Origin of the sequence: Eisenbergiella porci, from assembly GCF_009696275.1 — a bacterium.
Lineage (GTDB): Bacteria > Bacillota > Clostridia > Lachnospirales > Lachnospiraceae > Eisenbergiella > Eisenbergiella porci.
The window spans coordinates 32,313-50,919 of record NZ_VUMI01000036.1 but is presented as its reverse complement, the minus strand read 5'-3'; the positions used below and the strand labels follow the sequence as shown (position 1 = coordinate 50,919).

At 51.3% G+C, this 18,607-nt stretch carries 16 protein-coding genes; 15 read left to right on the top strand and 1 reads right to left on the bottom strand.

Annotated features, from left to right (window positions below):
• Positions 1–59: 59 nt before the first annotated feature.
• The 11 genes from rlmB to FYJ45_RS19305 all read left to right on the top strand — a co-directional run bounded on the left by rlmB (position 60) and on the right by FYJ45_RS19305 (position 12,724).
• The gene (rlmB, locus tag FYJ45_RS19355; protein ID WP_025491572.1) at positions 60–800 is read left to right on the top strand and encodes a 23S rRNA (guanosine(2251)-2'-O)-methyltransferase RlmB; all 741 of its coding nucleotides are present in this window, start codon (positions 60–62) and stop codon (positions 798–800) included.
• An 81-nt stretch (positions 801–881) separates the two neighbouring features.
• Complete coding sequence (locus tag FYJ45_RS19350) at positions 882–2,477, top strand: GDSL-type esterase/lipase family protein (RefSeq protein WP_154466754.1); 1,596 nt, start codon at positions 882–884, stop codon at positions 2,475–2,477.
• Entirely contained in the window at positions 2,474–3,100 is a 627-nt protein-coding gene (gene sigH / locus FYJ45_RS19345) for an RNA polymerase sporulation sigma factor SigH (protein WP_154466752.1), read from the top strand. The genes FYJ45_RS19350 and sigH overlap by 4 nt, the downstream gene beginning before the upstream one ends.
• 46 nt (positions 3,101–3,146) lie before the next feature.
• Positions 3,147–4,604, top strand: a complete 1,458-nt coding sequence (locus tag FYJ45_RS19340; RefSeq protein ID WP_154466750.1) for an alpha/beta hydrolase-fold protein — start codon at positions 3,147–3,149, stop codon at positions 4,602–4,604.
• A 27-nt stretch (positions 4,605–4,631) separates the two neighbouring features.
• Positions 4,632–5,069, top strand: a complete 438-nt coding sequence (locus tag FYJ45_RS29720) for a hypothetical protein (RefSeq protein WP_195841895.1) — start codon at positions 4,632–4,634, stop codon at positions 5,067–5,069.
• Between the two features lie 12 nt (positions 5,070–5,081).
• A complete protein-coding gene (locus FYJ45_RS19330; protein WP_154466748.1) occupies positions 5,082–5,969 on the top strand; it encodes an acetamidase/formamidase family protein in 888 nt (295 codons plus the stop codon).
• 158 nt (positions 5,970–6,127) lie between these two features.
• Positions 6,128–6,370, top strand: coding sequence for a helix-turn-helix transcriptional regulator (locus FYJ45_RS19325; protein ID WP_025491577.1), 243 nt, complete (start codon positions 6,128–6,130; stop codon positions 6,368–6,370).
• Positions 6,371–6,714: 344 nt separating this feature from the next.
• The gene (locus tag FYJ45_RS19320; RefSeq protein ID WP_025491578.1) at positions 6,715–7,089 is read left to right on the top strand and encodes an ArsR/SmtB family transcription factor; all 375 of its coding nucleotides are present in this window, start codon (positions 6,715–6,717) and stop codon (positions 7,087–7,089) included.
• Positions 7,089–8,972, top strand: coding sequence for a heavy metal translocating P-type ATPase (locus FYJ45_RS19315; protein WP_154466746.1), 1,884 nt, complete (start codon positions 7,089–7,091; stop codon positions 8,970–8,972). Before FYJ45_RS19320 ends, FYJ45_RS19315 begins: the two co-directional genes overlap by 1 nt.
• A 57-nt stretch (positions 8,973–9,029) precedes the next feature.
• Complete coding sequence (locus FYJ45_RS30875; protein WP_235930900.1) at positions 9,030–10,310, top strand: cob(I)yrinic acid a,c-diamide adenosyltransferase; 1,281 nt, start codon at positions 9,030–9,032, stop codon at positions 10,308–10,310.
• A 98-nt stretch (positions 10,311–10,408) separates the two neighbouring features.
• On the top strand, positions 10,409–12,724 hold the full coding sequence (locus FYJ45_RS19305; RefSeq protein WP_154466744.1) for a family 20 glycosylhydrolase: 2,316 nt from the start codon (positions 10,409–10,411) through the stop codon (positions 12,722–12,724).
• 13 nt (positions 12,725–12,737) lie between these two features.
• On the opposite strand, the gene FYJ45_RS19300 is transcribed toward FYJ45_RS19305, so the two are convergent.
• The gene (locus FYJ45_RS19300; protein ID WP_154466742.1) at positions 12,738–13,637 is read right to left on the bottom strand and encodes a helix-turn-helix transcriptional regulator; all 900 of its coding nucleotides are present in this window, start codon (positions 13,635–13,637) and stop codon (positions 12,738–12,740) included.
• 375 nt (positions 13,638–14,012) lie between these two features.
• Between FYJ45_RS19300 and FYJ45_RS19295 the strand changes: the two genes are divergently transcribed.
• From FYJ45_RS19295 to FYJ45_RS19280, 4 genes are all read left to right on the top strand, one after another.
• The gene (locus FYJ45_RS19295; RefSeq protein WP_025491583.1) at positions 14,013–15,065 is read left to right on the top strand and encodes a zinc-dependent alcohol dehydrogenase family protein; all 1,053 of its coding nucleotides are present in this window, start codon (positions 14,013–14,015) and stop codon (positions 15,063–15,065) included.
• A gap of 97 nt (positions 15,066–15,162) precedes the next feature.
• Positions 15,163–16,176 (top strand): aldo/keto reductase, encoded by a 1,014-nt coding sequence (locus FYJ45_RS19290; protein ID WP_154466740.1) that lies wholly within the window; start codon positions 15,163–15,165, stop codon positions 16,174–16,176.
• Complete coding sequence (locus FYJ45_RS19285) at positions 16,170–16,610, top strand: RbsD/FucU family protein (RefSeq protein WP_154466738.1); 441 nt, start codon at positions 16,170–16,172, stop codon at positions 16,608–16,610. The genes FYJ45_RS19290 and FYJ45_RS19285 overlap by 7 nt, the downstream gene beginning before the upstream one ends.
• Positions 16,610–18,085 carry an alpha-L-fucosidase gene (locus tag FYJ45_RS19280; RefSeq protein ID WP_154466736.1) on the top strand — a complete coding sequence of 492 codons (1,476 nt, stop codon included), beginning with the start codon at positions 16,610–16,612 and terminating at the stop codon, positions 18,083–18,085. Before FYJ45_RS19285 ends, FYJ45_RS19280 begins: the two co-directional genes overlap by 1 nt.
• The last annotated feature ends 522 nt before the right edge of the window (positions 18,086–18,607 follow it).

The window sequence follows — 18,607 nt, the reverse complement described above, 5'->3', positions numbered from 1 at the left end:
AAAGAGTATGAAAAATCCGTTCCGGTGTGACCTGCCGGAGCGAAACTGAAGGAGTTGTTATGAGATACGAAGAACTGACCATAGAAGGGCGGAATGCGGTTATAGAAGCCTTCCGTTCGGGAAAAACCATTGACAGAGTTTTTATTCTGGACAACTGTCAGGACGGTCCGATTATGACCATCAAAAGAGAAGCGAAAAAGACGGATTGTCTCATTAAATATGTTTCCAGGGAACGTCTGGATCAGATGTCTGAAACAGGAAAACATCAGGGGGTTATTGCCTATGCCGCTGCCTATGAATACGCGCAGGTAGAAGATATGCTGAAGCTGGCTGAGGAAAGGCAGGAGCCGCCCTTTTTGATATTATTGGATAATATTGAAGATCCCCATAATCTGGGGGCGATCATCCGTACTGCCAACCTGGCGGGCGCACACGGTGTCATTATTCCTAAAAACAGGGCTGTGGGCCTGACCGCAACCGTGGCCCGTACCTCTGCCGGGGCCTTGAATTACACACCGGTGGCCAAGGTGACCAATCTGGTAAAAACCATGGACGAGTTAAAGAAAAAAGGAATGTGGTTTGTGTGTGCGGACATGGACGGAACCAGAATGTATGATTTGAACCTGACCGGCGCAATCGGCCTTGTTATTGGTAACGAAGGCGAAGGAGTGGGAAGGCTGGTGAAGGAAAACTGTGACTTTGTCGCGTCCATCCCCATGAAGGGAAACATTGACTCCCTGAATGCCTCAGTGGCGGCAGGCGTGCTGGCTTATGAGATTGTCAGACAGAGACTTATATAAAAAGGTAGAAGGAAGGTAACTGCCTGAACCCTTCACAGCTACAGAGGCAACATTCCTTCATTGCAGGAGCATTAAGAAAAAATGAAAAATTTGAATTTTCTGGCGGTTACGGGATGCGGTCTTCTGGCTGTATTCCTGATTTCCTTTACAGCGGCATGCAGCAGGCAGTCCGGGGCGGCCGACGCTCCGGTCATGCAGGCGGACAGCAGCGGGCTGCAGAGCGTGGGAACCGTGGATAAAACAGAAAATGGAACAGCGGATGCAGGACAGGCGATGGACCGCGGCGGGGAGGAAGCCGAAGACACAGGCCAGGTGTCCGGAAATGATGGCGGAGAAGGCGGAGATGAAAGTCTCGTATCCGGAAATGGCAGAGCAGAATCCGGAGATGCAGGCCAGGTATCCGGAAATGACAACGGGGAATCCGCCGGTGAAAATCAGGTATCAGGAAATAACAGTGTGGCGTCTGTAAGCGGAAACCAGATATCCGGCAACGGCGGCCCCGGCAGTGACGGCGGTGAGAATCAGATTTCAGGAAACAGAATTCCCGCAAGGCAGTTACTCCGCCCATGCGGAGGAAGCGTATCCGGCAGTAGTATTTCAGAAAATGACATTTCAGGAAATTCCCTGTCCGGCAGCACTTCCGGCAACAGTATATCTGCAAACAGCATTTCCCAAAACAGCACAGGTGGAAATAAGGATTCAAAAAAGGAAAACTCCTCCGGAAGTGAATCCGGCAAAGAAGAATCGGGAGGCAGTTCCTCCGACAGCACAGTTTCAGGCAGCAGTACGTCAGGCAACACCGTTTCAGGCAGCAGTGCCTCCGGCAATTCTGTTTCCGACAGTGATATTATAGCTCATATGGGAAGGAATACGGCAAAGCTGGAGGATCCTTTTGACAGGAAACACTACACCCTGGCCCAACGGCAGGAGGTCCGCAGCTCCCATAAGGAAACGCTTCTCGCCAATGAATTGGATAAACAGACGATATCGGGAAACAACATTGATTTTTCGGATATCAAAATAACCTGTCTGGGCGACAGCATTACCCAGGCCGTAAACCTGGATAATCTGGATAATTATCAGGAGCTTGCCTATCCTCATATCCTGCAGGAAACGCTGGATGCCAGAAAAGTATATAATCTGGGAATAGGAGGCTCTTCTATCGGGAGATACTGGGCGGACGCCTTTGTAGACCGCTATCAGAAAATCCCTGAGGACAGCGATATCATTCTTGTAATGGGCGGCACAAATGACGAGTTCTGTGCAAGCCTGGTGGAATTCGGAAATTCCGCGGAGCGTAAAAGGAGAACCTTCTGGGGGGACCTGGATGAACTGATGGATGGGCTGAAGACGGACTATCCCAATGCGGAGGTGATTTTCATGACACCTCTTCCCAACAGCCTTCAGGATTACCTGAAAATCCAACACCCCTACCTGATTCCCCAGGATAAATTCGCGGATGTCATCAAGGAGCTGGCGGACGAACATGGAATGGAAGTGATTGACCTTTACAATTCCAATATTCTGGACGGACATGATAAAGACAATGTCCTGCATTTCATGCCGGACGGCGTACATCCCAACGCGGAGGGCTATGAGATTCTGGGAGAGCATGTGGCGGCGGATTTGATACGGATTCTGCAGTTAAGGCAGAAGAAAGGAACGGATTCCCAATGAAAGATTCCTACCGGGAATATACCGACGAGGAGCTAATCGTGCTTCTCCGGGACGGTGAAAATGATATCACGGATTACATTATGGAAAAATATAAGGGCATGGTGAAGGCAAAAGCCAAGTCCATGTACCTTTTAGGCGGGGACAGCGATGATTTAATCCAGGAAGGCATGATTGGGCTTTTCAAAGCTATCCGGGATTATGACAGCGGCAGGGATGCCAGCTTCAGCACCTTTGCGGATCTTTGCGTATCCAGACAGATGTATACGGCAGTGCAGGCCTCTTCCCGGAAGAAACACATGCCTCTTAACACCTATATTTCCCTGTACAGCAAAAACATCGGGCCGGATGGGGATGGCAATGAGGAAAACAGTCTGATGAACGCCATTCCTGCAGCGCTGGAAATGAGTCCGGAGGAGCTTTTTATCGACCGGGAAAATGTGGAAGGGCTGGAGCAGGCGATTGAGAAGGAATTAAGCGGCTTTGAAAAGCAGGTGCTGGATCTTTACATTACGGGGATGAGCTATAACCAGATTGCCCGGGTACTGGGCAAGGATGGAAAAAGTACGGACAATGCGCTTCAGAGGATTAAGGCAAAGCTTCGCAGGGCGATTTCCGGGGACTGAGCCGGATTGAAACGCTGCGGTGCTTTTAAAGGGAGGAAAACTGCAGATGAAGGATAAAGAAGGCACGAATGAAAATATGAGGGACAGGGAAAAGGGTATGATAAATTTGAATTTTGCAGGGATCCGATCCAGGGAGGAACTGTACAGATATCTGCAGGAAAAGCTGAATCTGCCGGAATCCAGGGGAGAAAATCTTGACAACATTTACGCAGTGCTTACGGAAGCTTCCGGGAAAATACATATTATAGTAGAAGGGCTGTCAAAGAGCCGTAGAAGGCTGGGAAGCTATCTGGACGGCGTTTTGAAAACGCTCAGGGCCGCGGAGGCTGTTACAGAGGATTTAACCATAGAAGTGCGCGGACAAATCGATGCTGATAAGGAATGGCTGGATAATCCTGCGGTAGTGGAGCAATCCTGCGCGTACAGCCGGCCTGTAATGACGGCGCCGGATGGTAAGCCGGTTCCCCATAATTCCAGGGAAGGCCTTTTGTACCGTGCAGAAGGCATGCCTTATGTCAGGCTCCGTTTTCCCAATGCGATGAATGTCCAGCTGCAGATTGGCGATATCATGTATCCGTTCCTGGAGACGGAAAAGGATGTGTGGACGGTGGATCTGCCTCTGGAGCCGGGATTTTATTATGTGCATCTCTACGTGGACAACTGTCTGGCAATCAGCCCGTTCCTTCCCATTGGCTATGGCTTTTCACGGCCGGTGAACTATATTGAGGTCGGGCCGGTGCCGGAATTTTTACAGATGCACGATGTGCCGCACGGGGATATCAGGCATGAGTATTATCCCTCTGCTGTTACCGGAAGGACGGAAAGCTGCATCTGCTATGTGCCGCCGGGATATGAGGAGGGGACGCTGGAATATCCGGTACTCTACCTGCAGCACGGCTTCGGGGAGAATGAACGGGGCTGGATATGGCAGGGAAAGGTGAATCATATCATGGATAACCTGCTGGCGGAAGGAAAGGCCGTGCCCATGCTTATCGTTATGGCAAACGGTATGGTCATGGAGGAAGACGGGGATGGGGAGGCAGTGCTCCGGCACAGCCTTTTTCCGGAGGAGCTTGTGCAGGATATCATTCCCTTCATTGAGAAGAAATACCGGGTGAAAAAGGACAGGGATCACCGGGCGATGGCCGGGCTTTCCATGGGATCCATGCAGACAAGCATGACGGTCTGCCGTTATTCGCAGCTTTTTGGCTGGGAGGGGCTGTTCAGTGGTTTTATGCACAATTTTATCGGAGAAAACCTGGATAACAGCTATCTGGAAATTATGAAAGAAAAGGAATTCCAGGAGAAGCAGCATCTGTTTTTCCGGGCTATGGGAAGGCAGGATGAGTTCTGGGATTTTTTTACAGAGGACGATGCTTTCTGTGAAGAAAACGGGATTCCCTGTGTGCGCAGGGAGTACAGAGGCGGGCATGACTGGAATGTCTGGAGACAGTGTATCTATGATTTTCTCCCACAGCTTTTCCGGGAAGATGCTGATAAATAGAAAAGCAGGAAAGACACAGGATAAAGTATGGACGAAAATTTTGTCAGGGAACGTGAAAAAGCCGTACAGGCAGTAAAGGAATGCGGCGAAGAAGCATTGCTGGGCGGCCGTCTGTGGCATGCGGTAAGCCTCTATGAGGGAACCACCTTTTATACGAGCAAAAAGCTTCCCTTTACCTACCGGATTAAAGGACGTGAGCTTTTCTGCGACCGGAAGGAAAAATCCATTACCGAGGCAACCGTGCTTCGGGCTTATAAAAAGATTCTGGAGGCGCGGGCGGCAAGTGAGCCGATCCGCGGGCCGAAGAAGCTCAGTATGTTCGGCGCTCCCTATATCTGGGGAATTCTGAAGGGGCTGGGGCTGGTCGGGGATGAAGAAGCGGAACGGGCGGCCGAAACACCAGCGGATGCCGCCGATGCGAAAATGACCGGTCCGGACGATGCAAAGATTGCGTCCGAACTATGAAAGGAGCCGAAGATGCTTACAATCAGCAGGGATAAGGTATATGACAGACTGGATAAAAACATTCCTCCGTCAGCCATTTGCGAAAGTTGGGAAACGGTAATATTTGAAACCAGGGACTGCTATGACGACAGTGTAACCAGTGAAGAGCGTCCTCTGGGAGACAGGGAAGATGTCCTGGTAAATCCAGCAACCGGACCCTTGTATATTAACGGCGCGGATGCGGGGGATGTGCTGAAAGTAGAAATCCTGGATATCAGCCTGCATTCCCGGGGCGTTATGTGCGCTTCCTTTTCATGGGGTATTTTTGCAGGCAGACTGCCGGAAGCAAAGGCGGTAATGTATGAAATCGAGGGAGATAAGATACGCTTTGATGATATGCTGCTGCTTGACTGCTGTCCCATGATAGGAGTCATCGGAACGGCGCCTGTGGGAGAAGGGATAGCCACATCTGTTCCCGGAGTCCACGGCGGCAACATGGACTGTAGAAAAATCGGGGCAGGAACGGTCCTTTATCTGCCTGTTGCGGTTCCGGGAGCATTGCTTTCCATGGGAGATCTCCATGCCCTGATGGGAGACGGAGAGGTTTTTGGCTGCGGGCTGGAAATTGCGGGAACGGTTACCGTAAGGGTAAGTGTATTAAAGGAAATTCCCATCCCCACGCCGTTTTTGATAACCCGGGATGCTGTAATTACCATTCGGTCGGCGGCTACCGTGTTTGAGGCGGGAAAGACAGCCGCCAGGCTGATGGAAGAATTTGTGAGAAGGGTGACCGGCCTGGAGGAAGTGAAATCCGAGATGCTGATGTCGCTGGTTTCGCATATGTCTGTATGTCAAATCGTAGATCCGCTGATGACGGCGCGCGTGGAATTCCCCAGGAATATATTGGAACGGTATGAATGAAGGGCGGAATAAGGAAACTATAAAAATGTAGTAATGGTTCGGCTTTGTTGGGGAATAAATACATGTTTTAACAAAAATTTACCATTTTACTACCGTATATGGAAGCAATTTTGTTAAAAAATGGGATAAAATGTATTTATAAGCTGAGGAGGCCGGATATGTCAGAGCAGGAGAAGTTAGCAAACCGTATTAAGACCCTTTGCTCGGCAAAGGACATGTCTTATTATACTTTGTCCTACCGTTCCGCAGTTCCGATGACGACACTGATGCACATCATTGATTGTTCTACCCAGAACCCGGGGATTTTTACAATCTGCAAGCTGTGCGGAGGACTTGGTATTACATTAAAAGAGTTTTTCGATTCACCCGAATTCCTGGAAATTGAGGTGGGTGAAGAATAGCGTCTTACGCTTTCTTCCATTTATTGGTTGATTATACCCTTCATGAAGATGGCCGCCCTGGTGCTTGGGGCGGTCATTCTTTATGCATAAACAGGCTGGCGGACACAGAAACCGGAAAACATGGGAATGATGGATAAAGGCCAAATAGGGCAGAACTTTAACAGCAGCAGGGCTGAATAAAATGTATGAGCTGTGAGGGATACTGAACAGTTACCAAATTTTTTTATAAAAGTACTTGCTTTTTTTACATGAGGTGAATATAATAGCATTAAACATATGAAAGATTGTTCATATGTTTGAATGAAAAAATAAATAAAGGATACCCTATGATTGGAGGAGCTTCTATGAAAAGAAATTATGAGCATGCGGAGAGCTGTGAATATATTCATGTCCATGAGGATATTGTTGAAAAAGTAAATGCGCAGATGCCGGCGGAGGATGATTTGGATGATCTGGCTGACTTTTTTAAGATATTTGGGGATACTACAAGAATTAAAATGCTGTATGTGCTGCTTTGTTCCGAAATGTGTGTCTGCGATTTGGCGCAGATACTGAATATGACGCAGTCGGCAATTTCCCACCAGCTGAGGGTGCTTAAGCAGATGGATTTAGTGAAGAGCAGGAGGGATGGGAAGACTATTTTTTACTCGCTGTCCGACGGACATATCAAGACAATTTTGAGCCAGGGGCTTGATCATATTCAGGAGGATGAAGAATAATGACCAGGAAATTAAAGAAAAGACTGAAACGGATTATCATCGGAGCCGCTTTTTTTGCGGCTGCTGTACTGATTGAGAATTTTGCGCCGGGGCTGCCCTGGTATGTATTGCTGGCCGTATTTTTGACAGCCTATGTGATTGTGGGCGGAGACGTGGTGAAGAGAGCGGTGGGCAACATCGGCAAGGGCCAGGTTTTTGATGAGAATTTTCTTATGACCATTGCCACGGTGGGGGCCTTTTTTGTAGGGGAGTATCCGGAAGCGGTGGCGGTAATGCTGTTTTACCAGGTAGGTGAGCTGTTCCAGAGTTACGCGGTGAACCGTTCCAGAAAGAACATAACGGAGCTGATGGATATCCGTCCGGATTTTGCCAATGTGCGCAGGGACGGCGTGGAAGAGCAGGTGGACCCGGATGAAGTGGCCGTGGGTGAGACGATTGTGGTGAAGCCCGGCGAGAGAATCCCGCTGGACGGCGTGATTACAAAAGGAAATTCCAGCCTGGATACGATGGCGCTCACCGGTGAAAGCGTGCCCAGAGAGGTCCTCTGCGGCGAAGAGGTAATCAGCGGATGCATCAATCTGACGGGTGCGCTTGAGGTACAGGTCAGCAAGCCCTTCGGTGAATCCACAGTGTCCAAAATCCTGGATCTGGTGGAGAACGCCAGCAGCAAAAAGGCAGAAGCGGAAAATTTCATCACCAAATTTGCCAGGTATTATACGCCCATTGTGGTGCTCTGTGCCGCTGTTCTGGCAGTAATTCCGCCGTTGTTTTTAGGAGGCTGGTCCACTTGGATTTACAGAGGGCTGACATTCCTGGTGGTTTCCTGCCCCTGCGCCGTGGTTATCAGTGTGCCGCTGAGCTTTTTCGGCGGGCTGGGAGGCGCCAGCAAAGCGGGTGTCCTGATCAAGGGGAGCAATTATCTGGAAGCTCTTGCGGAAGCGGAAATTGTTGTTATGGATAAAACAGGCACGCTCACAAAGGGAATCTTTAAGGTGACGGAGGTGAAGCCTGCTTCTGAAAACGGTGTTGAGGTGATTTCCGGGGAGAAGCTGCTGGAGCTTACTGCTTATGCGGAAAGCTATTCCAACCACCCTATTTCCCTTTCCATCCAGAAGGCCTATGGAAAGGAACTGGATAAAAACAGGCTGGAAAGCACGGAAGAGCTGGCTGGGCACGGTGTCCATGCGGTCATTGACGGATTTGACATTTATGCCGGAAACGAAAAACTGATGCGCCAGCAGAAAATTAGCTTTACCAATGCCGCGCAGATTGGTACAATTGTTCATGTAGCAAAGAATGACCAGTATCTGGGATATATCCTTATTGCTGATGAAATCAAGGAGGATGCCGCAGAATGTATCCGCGGGCTGAAGGCCGAGGGTGTTAACCGGGTGATAATGCTCACCGGGGACCGGAAGGAAACGGCGGATTATGTGGCTTCGCAAATAGGCCTGACGGAGGTTCACTCAGAGCTGCTTCCCGGTGATAAGGTGGATGAGGTGGAGAAAATCATCGCATCCAAATCGTCAAAGGGCAGGCTGGTATTTGTGGGAGATGGCATTAACGACGCGCCGGTCCTGGCAAGGGCGGATATCGGAATCGCCATGGGCGGCCTGGGAAGCGACGCAGCCATTGAAGCGGCGGATGTGGTAATCATGACGGATGAACCGTCCAAGATTGCCGCAGCCATGAGGATTTCCCGCAAGACGCTGGGGATTGTAAAACAGAATATCGTTTTTGCCCTGGGAGTAAAAATCCTAGTTCTTATTCTGGCGGCTTTCGGAATTGCCAACATGTGGCTGGCGGTTTTTGCCGATGTGGGTGTGGCGGTTATCGCCATCCTCAATGCCATGAGAGCCATGCAGGTGAAGGGCATTGACTGATGAGTGATAAAGTGCGGCGTTTCGGCCAGGGCTGCGCATATACCGGGAAAGCGGAGTATGGAAAAAATACAACTTAATCCACAATTTACGCAGGAAGATATACAAACAGCAATAAGTCGGTATCATTATCAGGATACCGACTTACCGCTGTTTTTTCAGGTTTATGAAGAAGTGCGGAAATATCTGGATCCGGAAGGCTATTATGTGTATTCCGGGCCGGATAGGGAAAGAATCGGAAACAGGATATGGAAGGCGGCCGGGGAAGAAGCCAAAAAAGAAGCACAAAAAGAAACCGGGAGAAAAGCTGGGGAAGAAGCCGGGGTGGCCGGCGCGGAGGACAACATAACCGCGTCCGGTGAGGCTTTAATGCTTCCCGGCGGGAAGCATGGCTTCTGTCAGGTGATCGTGACACTTGGCAGCGGGCCGGACCGGCTCCAGGAAGGGTATGCGGCAAAGGGAATGCTCACGGAAAGCTATATGGCGGAGTGTATCTGCACGGAGCTTCTGTGGAAAGCCTATGAGGAGCTGAATGAAAAAATAAGGGGAAAATACGGACTGTTCGTGGAAAAGATGCTTTTTCCGGGAAGTGAGTTTCCGCTGGAGGCCATGGAAGGGATGTTTTCCCAAATCGGGCAGACAACGGTTTCCTTCAACCGCTTTTACGTACTTTCACCGAAAAAAAGCGTGGTGTACCAGGCACGGCTGGGGGACACGGCCTGTACAGAGCTGTGTTCCTCCTGCGGAAATAAGGACTGTCCCAACAGGAAGACAGCGATATGTGAAAAGGAAAGGGAGGACGTCGGGATGAAGCTGGAAAGAGGACTGATTCATTTATATACGGGAGAAGGAAAGGGAAAAACCACAGCAGCCATGGGACTGGCCCTGCGTGCGGCAGGATCGGGGAAAAAGGTGCTGATTGTACAGTTCATGAAGGGCAGGGATACGGGGGAGCTTCACAGCCTGGCACGTATCCCTGAAATCAGGATTCTGCGCAGTGAAAAGGATTTCGGATTTTTTTCCTCTATGACCCTGGAACAGAAGGAGGAGCTGACAGAAATTCATAACCGGATTCTGGAGGAGGCGATTTTGCAGGCACAGGAGGGAAAGGCCGATGTCCTTGTGATGGATGAGGTGACCTACCCTGTGAACTGGGGGCTGCTGGACGGCGGCAGGCTGAAGGATTTCCTGCTGCATAAGCCGGAGGCTGTGGAGGTGGTATGCACCGGAAGGGATGCCCCCGCTTTTTTGACGGATGCTGCGGACTATATTACGGAAATGCGCTGTGTCCGCCATCCTAACCAAAAAGGAATTATGGCCAGGAAAGGGATAGAATTCTGAGTGGATCAGAAGAACAGGCAGCTGAGGAACTGTTGGCAGGAAAAAGAAAAATATACGCAGCTGTGAAGCTGTAAAAGCGATTCAGCGGTAGGAGTAATATGGCAAAGAATAACGACAAAACTCAAAGATATTATCCAGGAATAAAAACAGCCTGTCTGGCAATGCTGGCGCTGCTTTTTCTGCTGGCGTGCGTCTTGCTTCAGGGGGACGGGGGAGAGAGCCTGGGTGGAGGAGACGCGGCTGCCGGCGCTGGTGAGCATGGTTTTTATTATGAGAATCTGGCCCTGATGCCCGGTGTGGAGGTGACGGCGGACAGTGTGGAGAATGACAGCTTCCTGCCGCAGCTGGCGGCGGATGGAAAGAAAAATGCCGGCGCCGGCCGCTGGTCCAGCGCCAATGAGGCGGGAGCGCCGGAGCACTGGCTGCAGTTTTCTTTTCCACAGGAGCAGAGTTTTGCCTTTGTCAGCCTTTACTGGGAACGTCTGAACGTGCTGGGATTTGTAATCGAGGTATCCCGGGACGGGGAGCACTGGACACAGGCCGCCCTGTGGGAAGGTACGCCGGAAACCAATGAGCAGCAAGTGGTTTTGGATAATCCGGCGCAGGGCAGGTTCCTGCGCCTGAGAACCACGGCGGTTTCCGATACGGAGGAAAACCAGTACCTTTATTATCAGAATGTTTCTTTGCTGGAAATGGAAGTGTACGCCCAGGCTCCGGTATCCTGGTGCCTTCAGGTTCCGGAAATCAGGACAGCGGAAGACGGAAGCCGTTTCCTGCCCCTTCCCGAAGCGCCCGCAGGATATGAAATCCGGCTGCTTGGATCGGATTATGAGGAAATCATTGACGAGGACGGCACGGTATATCCCACGCTCGAGGAAAAAGCGGTTACCGTGGGATACCGGATTTCGCAGGGCGATAAATATGAGGATTCCCCTTCTTATTATGTAACGGTTCCGCCCTCCGTTTTTACGGACAATCCGGAATCGCCCGCGGATAATTCGGAAGCGTCTGTGGTAAATGACCGGCCGCGGCTATCGCCTGAGGTCTCGGAATGGAAGGGAGGCGCCGGTTTTTTCTTTCCAGGGGATGCGAAGCGCATTGTGATGCAGGCTGGCAGGGAGGCGGAGCTTAGGCAGCCTGCCCTAGATTTACAGGAAAGCTGGAAAAAGTTGTCCGGTGAGGAGCTGACGGTGGTTTCCGGTGAGGAAGCTTCCCTGCAGACGGGGGATATTTATCTGGGCTTTGCCGGAAAAGAGATGGGATTGAAGGAAGAAGGCTATTGGCTCGATATCCGGCCAGGCACTATGGTGCTCCGGGCAGAGAAGCTCCAGGGGCTTATCTGGGCAACGGTCACGGCCGCTAATCTTCTTGAAAATGCCGGAGAGGGAATCCCCTGCGGCACGATCCGGGATTATCCCCGCTATTCCGTGCGAGGTTTTCATATAGATATAGGCAGGAGGATGGTTTCCCTGGAAACCCTGAAACAGATTGTCCTGACTCTGAGTGAACACAAAATGAATAATCTGGGTGTGCATCTGAATGACAATGAGATTCTTTCCACCAGCGGAAAAAACGATTCCATTTCCAACGCGTTTACCGCTTATGCGGGCTTCCGTCTGGAATCCGGGCTGAAAAACAGCAGGGGAGAGGGAATTACCTCCCAGGATGGTTCCCTGACCAGGGAGGAGTGGAAGGAACTCACCCGTTTTGCGGCAGAAAAAGGGGTGCAGGTGATACCTGAAATTGACACGCCCGCCCACAGCCTGGCGCTGACAAGGATTTTCCCGGAATATGCCCTGGCGGACGAGCCGGATAATGTGGATCAGCTTGATTTGGGTAAAAAAGGGACAGTTGACCTGGTGCAAAAGCTCTGGAAGGAATATCTGGAAGGGGAGGATCCCGTTTTTGAAGCAGGGGGGCTGGTCCATATCGGAATGGATGAATATTTTGCGGACGGGGAGGACTACCGCAGCTTTGCCAATGACATGATAAGCATGATTCAGGAAAGCGGCCGCACCGTGCGTATGTGGGGCAGCCTGAGCCGCCTGCCCGGCAGGACGCAGGTGGCTTCGGAAAATGTGCAGATGCAGATCTGGAATATGGAATGGGCCGATCCGCAGGATATGTATGAGGAAGGCTTTACCATCATCAACTCCCTCAACAGCAGCCTGTATATTATCCCGGGAGGCGGCTACGACCGTCTGGATCTGGAAGTACTGAAGCAGTGGGAGCCGAATCTTTTCGCCGCTGGGACACAGGCGGAAATGCTGCCTGCCTATTCCGGGCGGATGGCGGGGGCGGTTTACTGCCTTTGGAACGATACGATAGGAAGCCTGGATACGGGCGTCACAGAGGAGGGAATTCTGGAACGCTTTCTGGAACCGCTGCCGTTGCTTTCGGGAAAGCTGTGGTAGAATTTGATTGCGGCTACGGCTCCGGAAAGCTGTGATAAGCCCCTTCCTTCCGGTACTGCCTTGGACTGAGCTGGTAATAATTCTTAAATGCGGAGGAAAAATGCTCCATGGAGGAATACCCCAGGGCTTCAGCCACGGAGGTGATGCTCCGGTTGCTGTCGGAAAGCAGGATGGCAGCGGCGGACATGCGCGCCTCCGTTTTTTTCTGCAGAAAGGTCTTGCCGTAATGCTTCTGCAGGAGCCGTTCCGTCTGTCTTGTGCCAAGCCCCAGCTTTCCGGCCAGCTCCTCTAAGGACAGGCTCTGATATTCATAGAGAAAATAATCTTCAATGATCACGGAGGTTTTATCAGCCGCCGCAGAGAAGCCGGAAGCCCTCCCGGTTTCTTTTTTTTCTTCATAATTGCGCACCAGCCTGACCAGAAGCTGCTGCAGCAGCAGCTCCACCTGCAGCTGAAAACCGGTATAGCGGTTTTCCAGTTCGGAAAAAAGCTCTTCCATCAGAAAAGCCACATTCTGGGTATCCTGGCCGAACCAGAAGGTGGTCCCTTCAAACAGGGACAACGCCCGTTCCCTGCCGTCTGGCTGCGGCCCGGCGGAGGGCTGGGAGCGGCGCTTTTTTTCCGTTTTCAGATAAATACAGTATTCACACATGGGATCCTCCAGGTGCGGCGTCTGCGCGTGCTCCACATGCGGCCCGGTCACATAAAGCGTCCCGGGAACAATGTCATAAAAACGCCCATTGATGCGTGCACGGCCGTAGCCGCGGGGAATATAGTGGATTTCATAGCTTCCGCTGCCATGGCTGTGGCTGGGAACCGTGCGGAGAAATCTTTCATAGATAATATTAAGTGCCTGAAACCGCGTATCCCCAATGGTAAAGCGGATATTCAGATCGCTGAAATTCGTGCGCATATCTTCTGTTTCCTTTCAAATATCATCCAACCGTTTAAAAGCTCTGTGTGATGGGCCGGCGGCTGGCTGCTGCCGTATATTCGTTTGGCCAACGCAGTAATGCGGGGCCTGCCTGACCTGTTTCGTTCTGTCTTATATATTAATGTAACGTTTCCTGGCCGGGAAGTCAAGAAACCTGCGCTGATGCGACATAAAATGAAGCAAGTTGTCAAATCCTTCTCTAATACTTTTTCCCATTAGCTTTTATAATAAGGATATCAGTTAACACACAATTTGTGACATAGTCACTGCTGCTGTGAAGCGGCTGAAGGCTGAAGAAGAGAGGCCGTTCACTGTCCTGACGGTTGCTTTTTTAGAAAAGAAAGGGGTTAAACAATGGAAAAAATGAGAATGAGAGGGGCGACACTGCCCGGCAACAGCTCAGTGGAAATGAAGGAATTTGAAATTCCCAAGCCCGGTCACGGCCAGGTGCTGATCCAGACCAAGGCTACCACGATCTGCGGAAGCGATATCCGCTGCATCTACAGGGAACATGTGGGAAAAGGTCCGGAGGGCTACATTCCCGGTATGGTTGCAGGCCATGAGCCCTGCGGCGTCATCGTGGAAGAAGGAGAGGGCTTAAAACGCTTTAAAAAGGGCGACAGGGTTATTGTTTACCATATTTCCGGCTGCGGCGTATGCAACGACTGCCGCAGAGGCTATTACATATCCTGCAAGAGCCGTTTCCGTCAGGCATACGGCTGGCAGAGGAACGGCGGCATGGCGCCCTACATCCTGGCGGATGAAAAGGATCTGATCGCGCTGCCTGACGAACTGACCTACAAGGATGGCGCACAGGTAGCCTGCGGCTTCGGCACGGTATATGAAGCCATTGAAAAAATCGGAATCTGCGGCAACGATGCAGTGCTGGTAACCGGCCTGGGCCCGGTGGGACTGGCTGCTCTTATGCTTGCAAAGGCTATGGGAGCCAACATGCTCATCGGCGTGGAAATGAATGATTACCGCATCGGCCTGGCAAAGAAACTGGGACTGGTGGATTATGTGTTCAAACCGGACGAAGCCATGGACGGCATTATGAAGGTAACGAACGGAAACGGCGTGGAGCGCGCCATTGACGCCAGCGCCAGCGATCCGGGACGCCAGCTTGCCATCCGCGCCACAAGGGAATGGGGCAAAATCGCATTCGTCGGCGAAGGCGGCACCTGCACCTTTAATCCCAGCCCTGACATCATCCATGGACAGAAGACCATTTACGGCTCCTGGGTAACCTCGCTGTGGAGAATGGAGGAACTGGTGGAGCGCCTTGTCCGCTGGGGCATCCATCCGGAGGATCTGATTACGGATGAATTCCCGCTGGAAAAAGCAGGAGAGGCCTATGCGCTTATGGCAGGCGGAAACTGCGGCAAGGTAGCAGTTGTTTTTGACTAAACAGTAACCGGTGAAAGCCGGCGGTAAAAGCGGCTGCTGTGTGAAACGGCAGCCGTGAATTTCCAAAGTAAATTCCTGCCGGCAAAAAGGAGAGAATATGACAGCAATCATAGATCAGAATAAAATCCCCCGCCGCGCCCTGTACACAGGAGAGACCATTCCGGCGGTAGGGCTTGGCACCTTCGGTTCCGACAAATACGGCCCGGAACAGGTGGCGGAAGCCGTTTACGGAGGAATCAAGGCGGGCTACCGCCTGATTGACTGCGCAGCGGTATATCAGAACGAAGACAGAATCGGAGAAGTGTTAAAACGCGTTATGCAGGAAGGCATCGTGGAAAGAAAGGATCTGTTCGTAACCTCCAAGGTATGGAACGACATGCATGGTGAAGGAAAGGTACTGGAATCCTGCCGTAAAAGCCTGCAGGATCTGCAGCTTTCCTGTATTGATCTTTATTTTGTCCACTGGCCCTTCCCCAACTATCATGCGCCCGGCTGTGACGGAGATTCCCGGAATCCTGATTCCAGGCCCTTTAGTGTGGAAGAATTCATGAGCACCTGGAGACAGTGCGAACAGCTGGTGGATGAAGGAAAGGTACGCTATATAGGCATGTCCAATATGACCGTTCCCAAGCTGGAGGCAGTGCTGCCGCTGTGCAGAATCCAGCCGGCAGCACTGGAAATGGAACTGCATCCCGGATTTCAGCAGCCGGAGCTGTTTGATTATGCCGTAGCCCACGGCATTCAGCCTATCGGTTACTGTCCCATCGGTTCCCCTTCCCGTCCGGAACGGGACAGAACCGCAGAGGACATCGCTGATACCCAGATGCCGGAAATCGTGGAAATCGCTGAAAGACACAACATCCATCCTGCCCTTGTGTGCCTGAAATGGGCTGCGCAGAGAGGCCAGATCCCCATTCCTTTTTCCGTAAAGGAACCCCAGTATGTAAGCAACCTTGTCTGCGTAACTGAGGATCCGCTTACTGAAGAAGAGATGGAGAGCATCCGCAGGGCGGATAAAAACTGCAGACTGATCAAAGGACAGGTATTCCTGTGGGCCGGGGCAAAGGGCTGGGAAGACCTGTGGGATATGGAGGGCACAATCACATGTTAAAAGGAATTCCGAAAATTTTATCCCCCGAGCTTCTGAAGGTTCTGTGTGAAATGGGCCACAGCGACCGCATTGTCATAGCAGACGGCAACTTCCCCGCAGAATCCATGGGCAAAAATGCGAAGGTAATCCGCATGGACGGACACGGCGTCTCTGAAATACTGGATGCCATACTGCAGGTATTTCCGCTGGACAGCTATATGGAAAAGCCCTTTTCCCTCATGGAGGTAATGCCCGGTGATAAGGTGGAGACGCCCATCTGGGAAACCTATGCGCAGATCGAGGAAAAATATGAAAGCCGCGGCAGAGAGGCTATCGGCCACATAGAACGGTTTGCTTTTTACGAGGAAGCAAAAAAAGCGTATGCAATCATAGCGACAGGAGAGACGGCGCTTTATGCCAATGTCATGCTCCAGAAGGGTGTGGTGACGGACTGATGGCGGAGCTGAAGGAATATCTGGAAAAAATAGAAAAAGTAATCGCACAGGGACCCTATAAGGATACCTGGGAGAGCCTGGGGAACCATCCCATGCCTGACTGGTTCGTGAAGGCAAAATTCGGTATTTTTATCCATTGGGGCGCCTACAGCGTTCCGGCCTTTGCCAATGAGTGGTATCCCCGGAACATGTATATTCAGGGAACGCCGGAATTTGAGCATCATGTGAAAACCTACGGGCCGCATAAGGAATTCGGCTATAAGGATTTTATCCCTATGTTTAAGGCGGAAAAATTCAACCCGGAGGAATGGGCTGATCTGTTTGAAAAGGCGGGAGCCAGATACGTGGTGCCCGTAGCGGAGCATCATGACGGCTTCCAGATGTACAAGAGTGAAATTTCCCACTGGAATGCCGGGGAAATGGGACCCAAGAGGGATACGCTGGGAGAGCTGACGGAAGCCTTTGCAAAAAGAGGGCTTATAGGCGGCGCCTCCTCCCACCGGGCGGAGCACTGGTTTTTCCTGGGGCATGGAAAGGAATTCGACAGTGACATTAAGGAGCCTCTGAAAAGAGGGGATCTGTACTGGCCGTCCATGGCGGAGCCGGATCATCAGGACCTGTACGGGAAACCGGAGCCTTCGGAGGAATATCTTCAGGATTGGCTGGTAAGAACCTGCGAAATCATTGATAAATACCAGCCGAAGCTTCTGTATTTTGACTGGTGGATACAGCACAGCGCCTTTAAGCCTTACCTGAAAAAGCTGGCCGCTTATTATTATAACCGTGCAGAGGAATGGGGTGAGCAGGTCCTCATCAACTACAAGCATGATGCTTTCATGTTCGGCACGGCGGTGGTGGACATTGAACGCGGGCAGTTTGCGGATGTGAAGCCGTACCACTGGCAGACCGATACGGCGGTTGCTCTGAATTCCTGGTGCTATACGGAAAATAATGACTTCAGGCCTGCGAAGGATATCATCTGTGATCTGGTGGATATCGTGAGCAAGAACGGCAACCTGCTTCTGAATATCGGCCCGAAGGCGGACGGAACCATTTCGGAGGAGGACACCCGGATTTTGACAGAAATAGGCGACTGGCTGAGAGATAACGGGGAGTCCATTTACGACACAGGGGTGTGGAGAAAATACGGAGAAGGCCCTACACAGATTGTGGAAGGACAGTTCTCCGATGGAATCAAAAAGGATTTTACCCCTGCGGATGTGCGCTACACGGTAAAGGGAGATCATATCTATGCCACAGCCCTGAAATGTTCCCCGGAGGGCAGCTATCTGTTCCCCGCGCTGGGTGAACAGGATGCCTCCAAGAAGCCCAACTTCCATGGAATCATCCGCAACGTTGAAATTCTCGGCTTTGATTCGGAGTGCAGCTGGTCCAGGGATGAGGAAGGGCTGCATGTGAAGGTGAACGGCGTCAATACCGATAAGCCGGTGGTGTTCCGGGTTACGGTGGACTGATGCGGCAGCTTTGGCAGTGGTTTCCGTTTACTCCCGCAAGCAGTGAGCCAAGTAACCATGCTTGCATGGATATTTGGCGACTGCCGCGAGGGTCAAATACCCCGCTGCTTAGCGGCCCTGCAAGTTTGATATTCTGTTGCCGCGGGGTATTTGATTGCGCAGAACATATGAATAAGTGAAAAAGACAGGCATCCAACCAGGCGGACAGAGATTGTCGGCGGCGGGATGCCTGATTTTTTATGCCTGAACTGTTGATTTTTATGTAACAGTTCAGATGGGACTGCGCATTTATTGCACAGTCCGTGAGAAAACGTGGTGACAGCAGGCATCCGCCCCTCGCCGAAGGCGACTTATAATGGGAGGATGCAGTAACAGTTCGGCCGAAGGCTGAACTGTTACGGTTATACAAATAAATACTATCAGGAATTGTTGCAGAAACTATATCTGTATGCTACAATCGGGATAAGCAATGACTTCAACAAATCTTTTTATCTTTTAAGATTCTGCGCCGCTCTGTGAAGG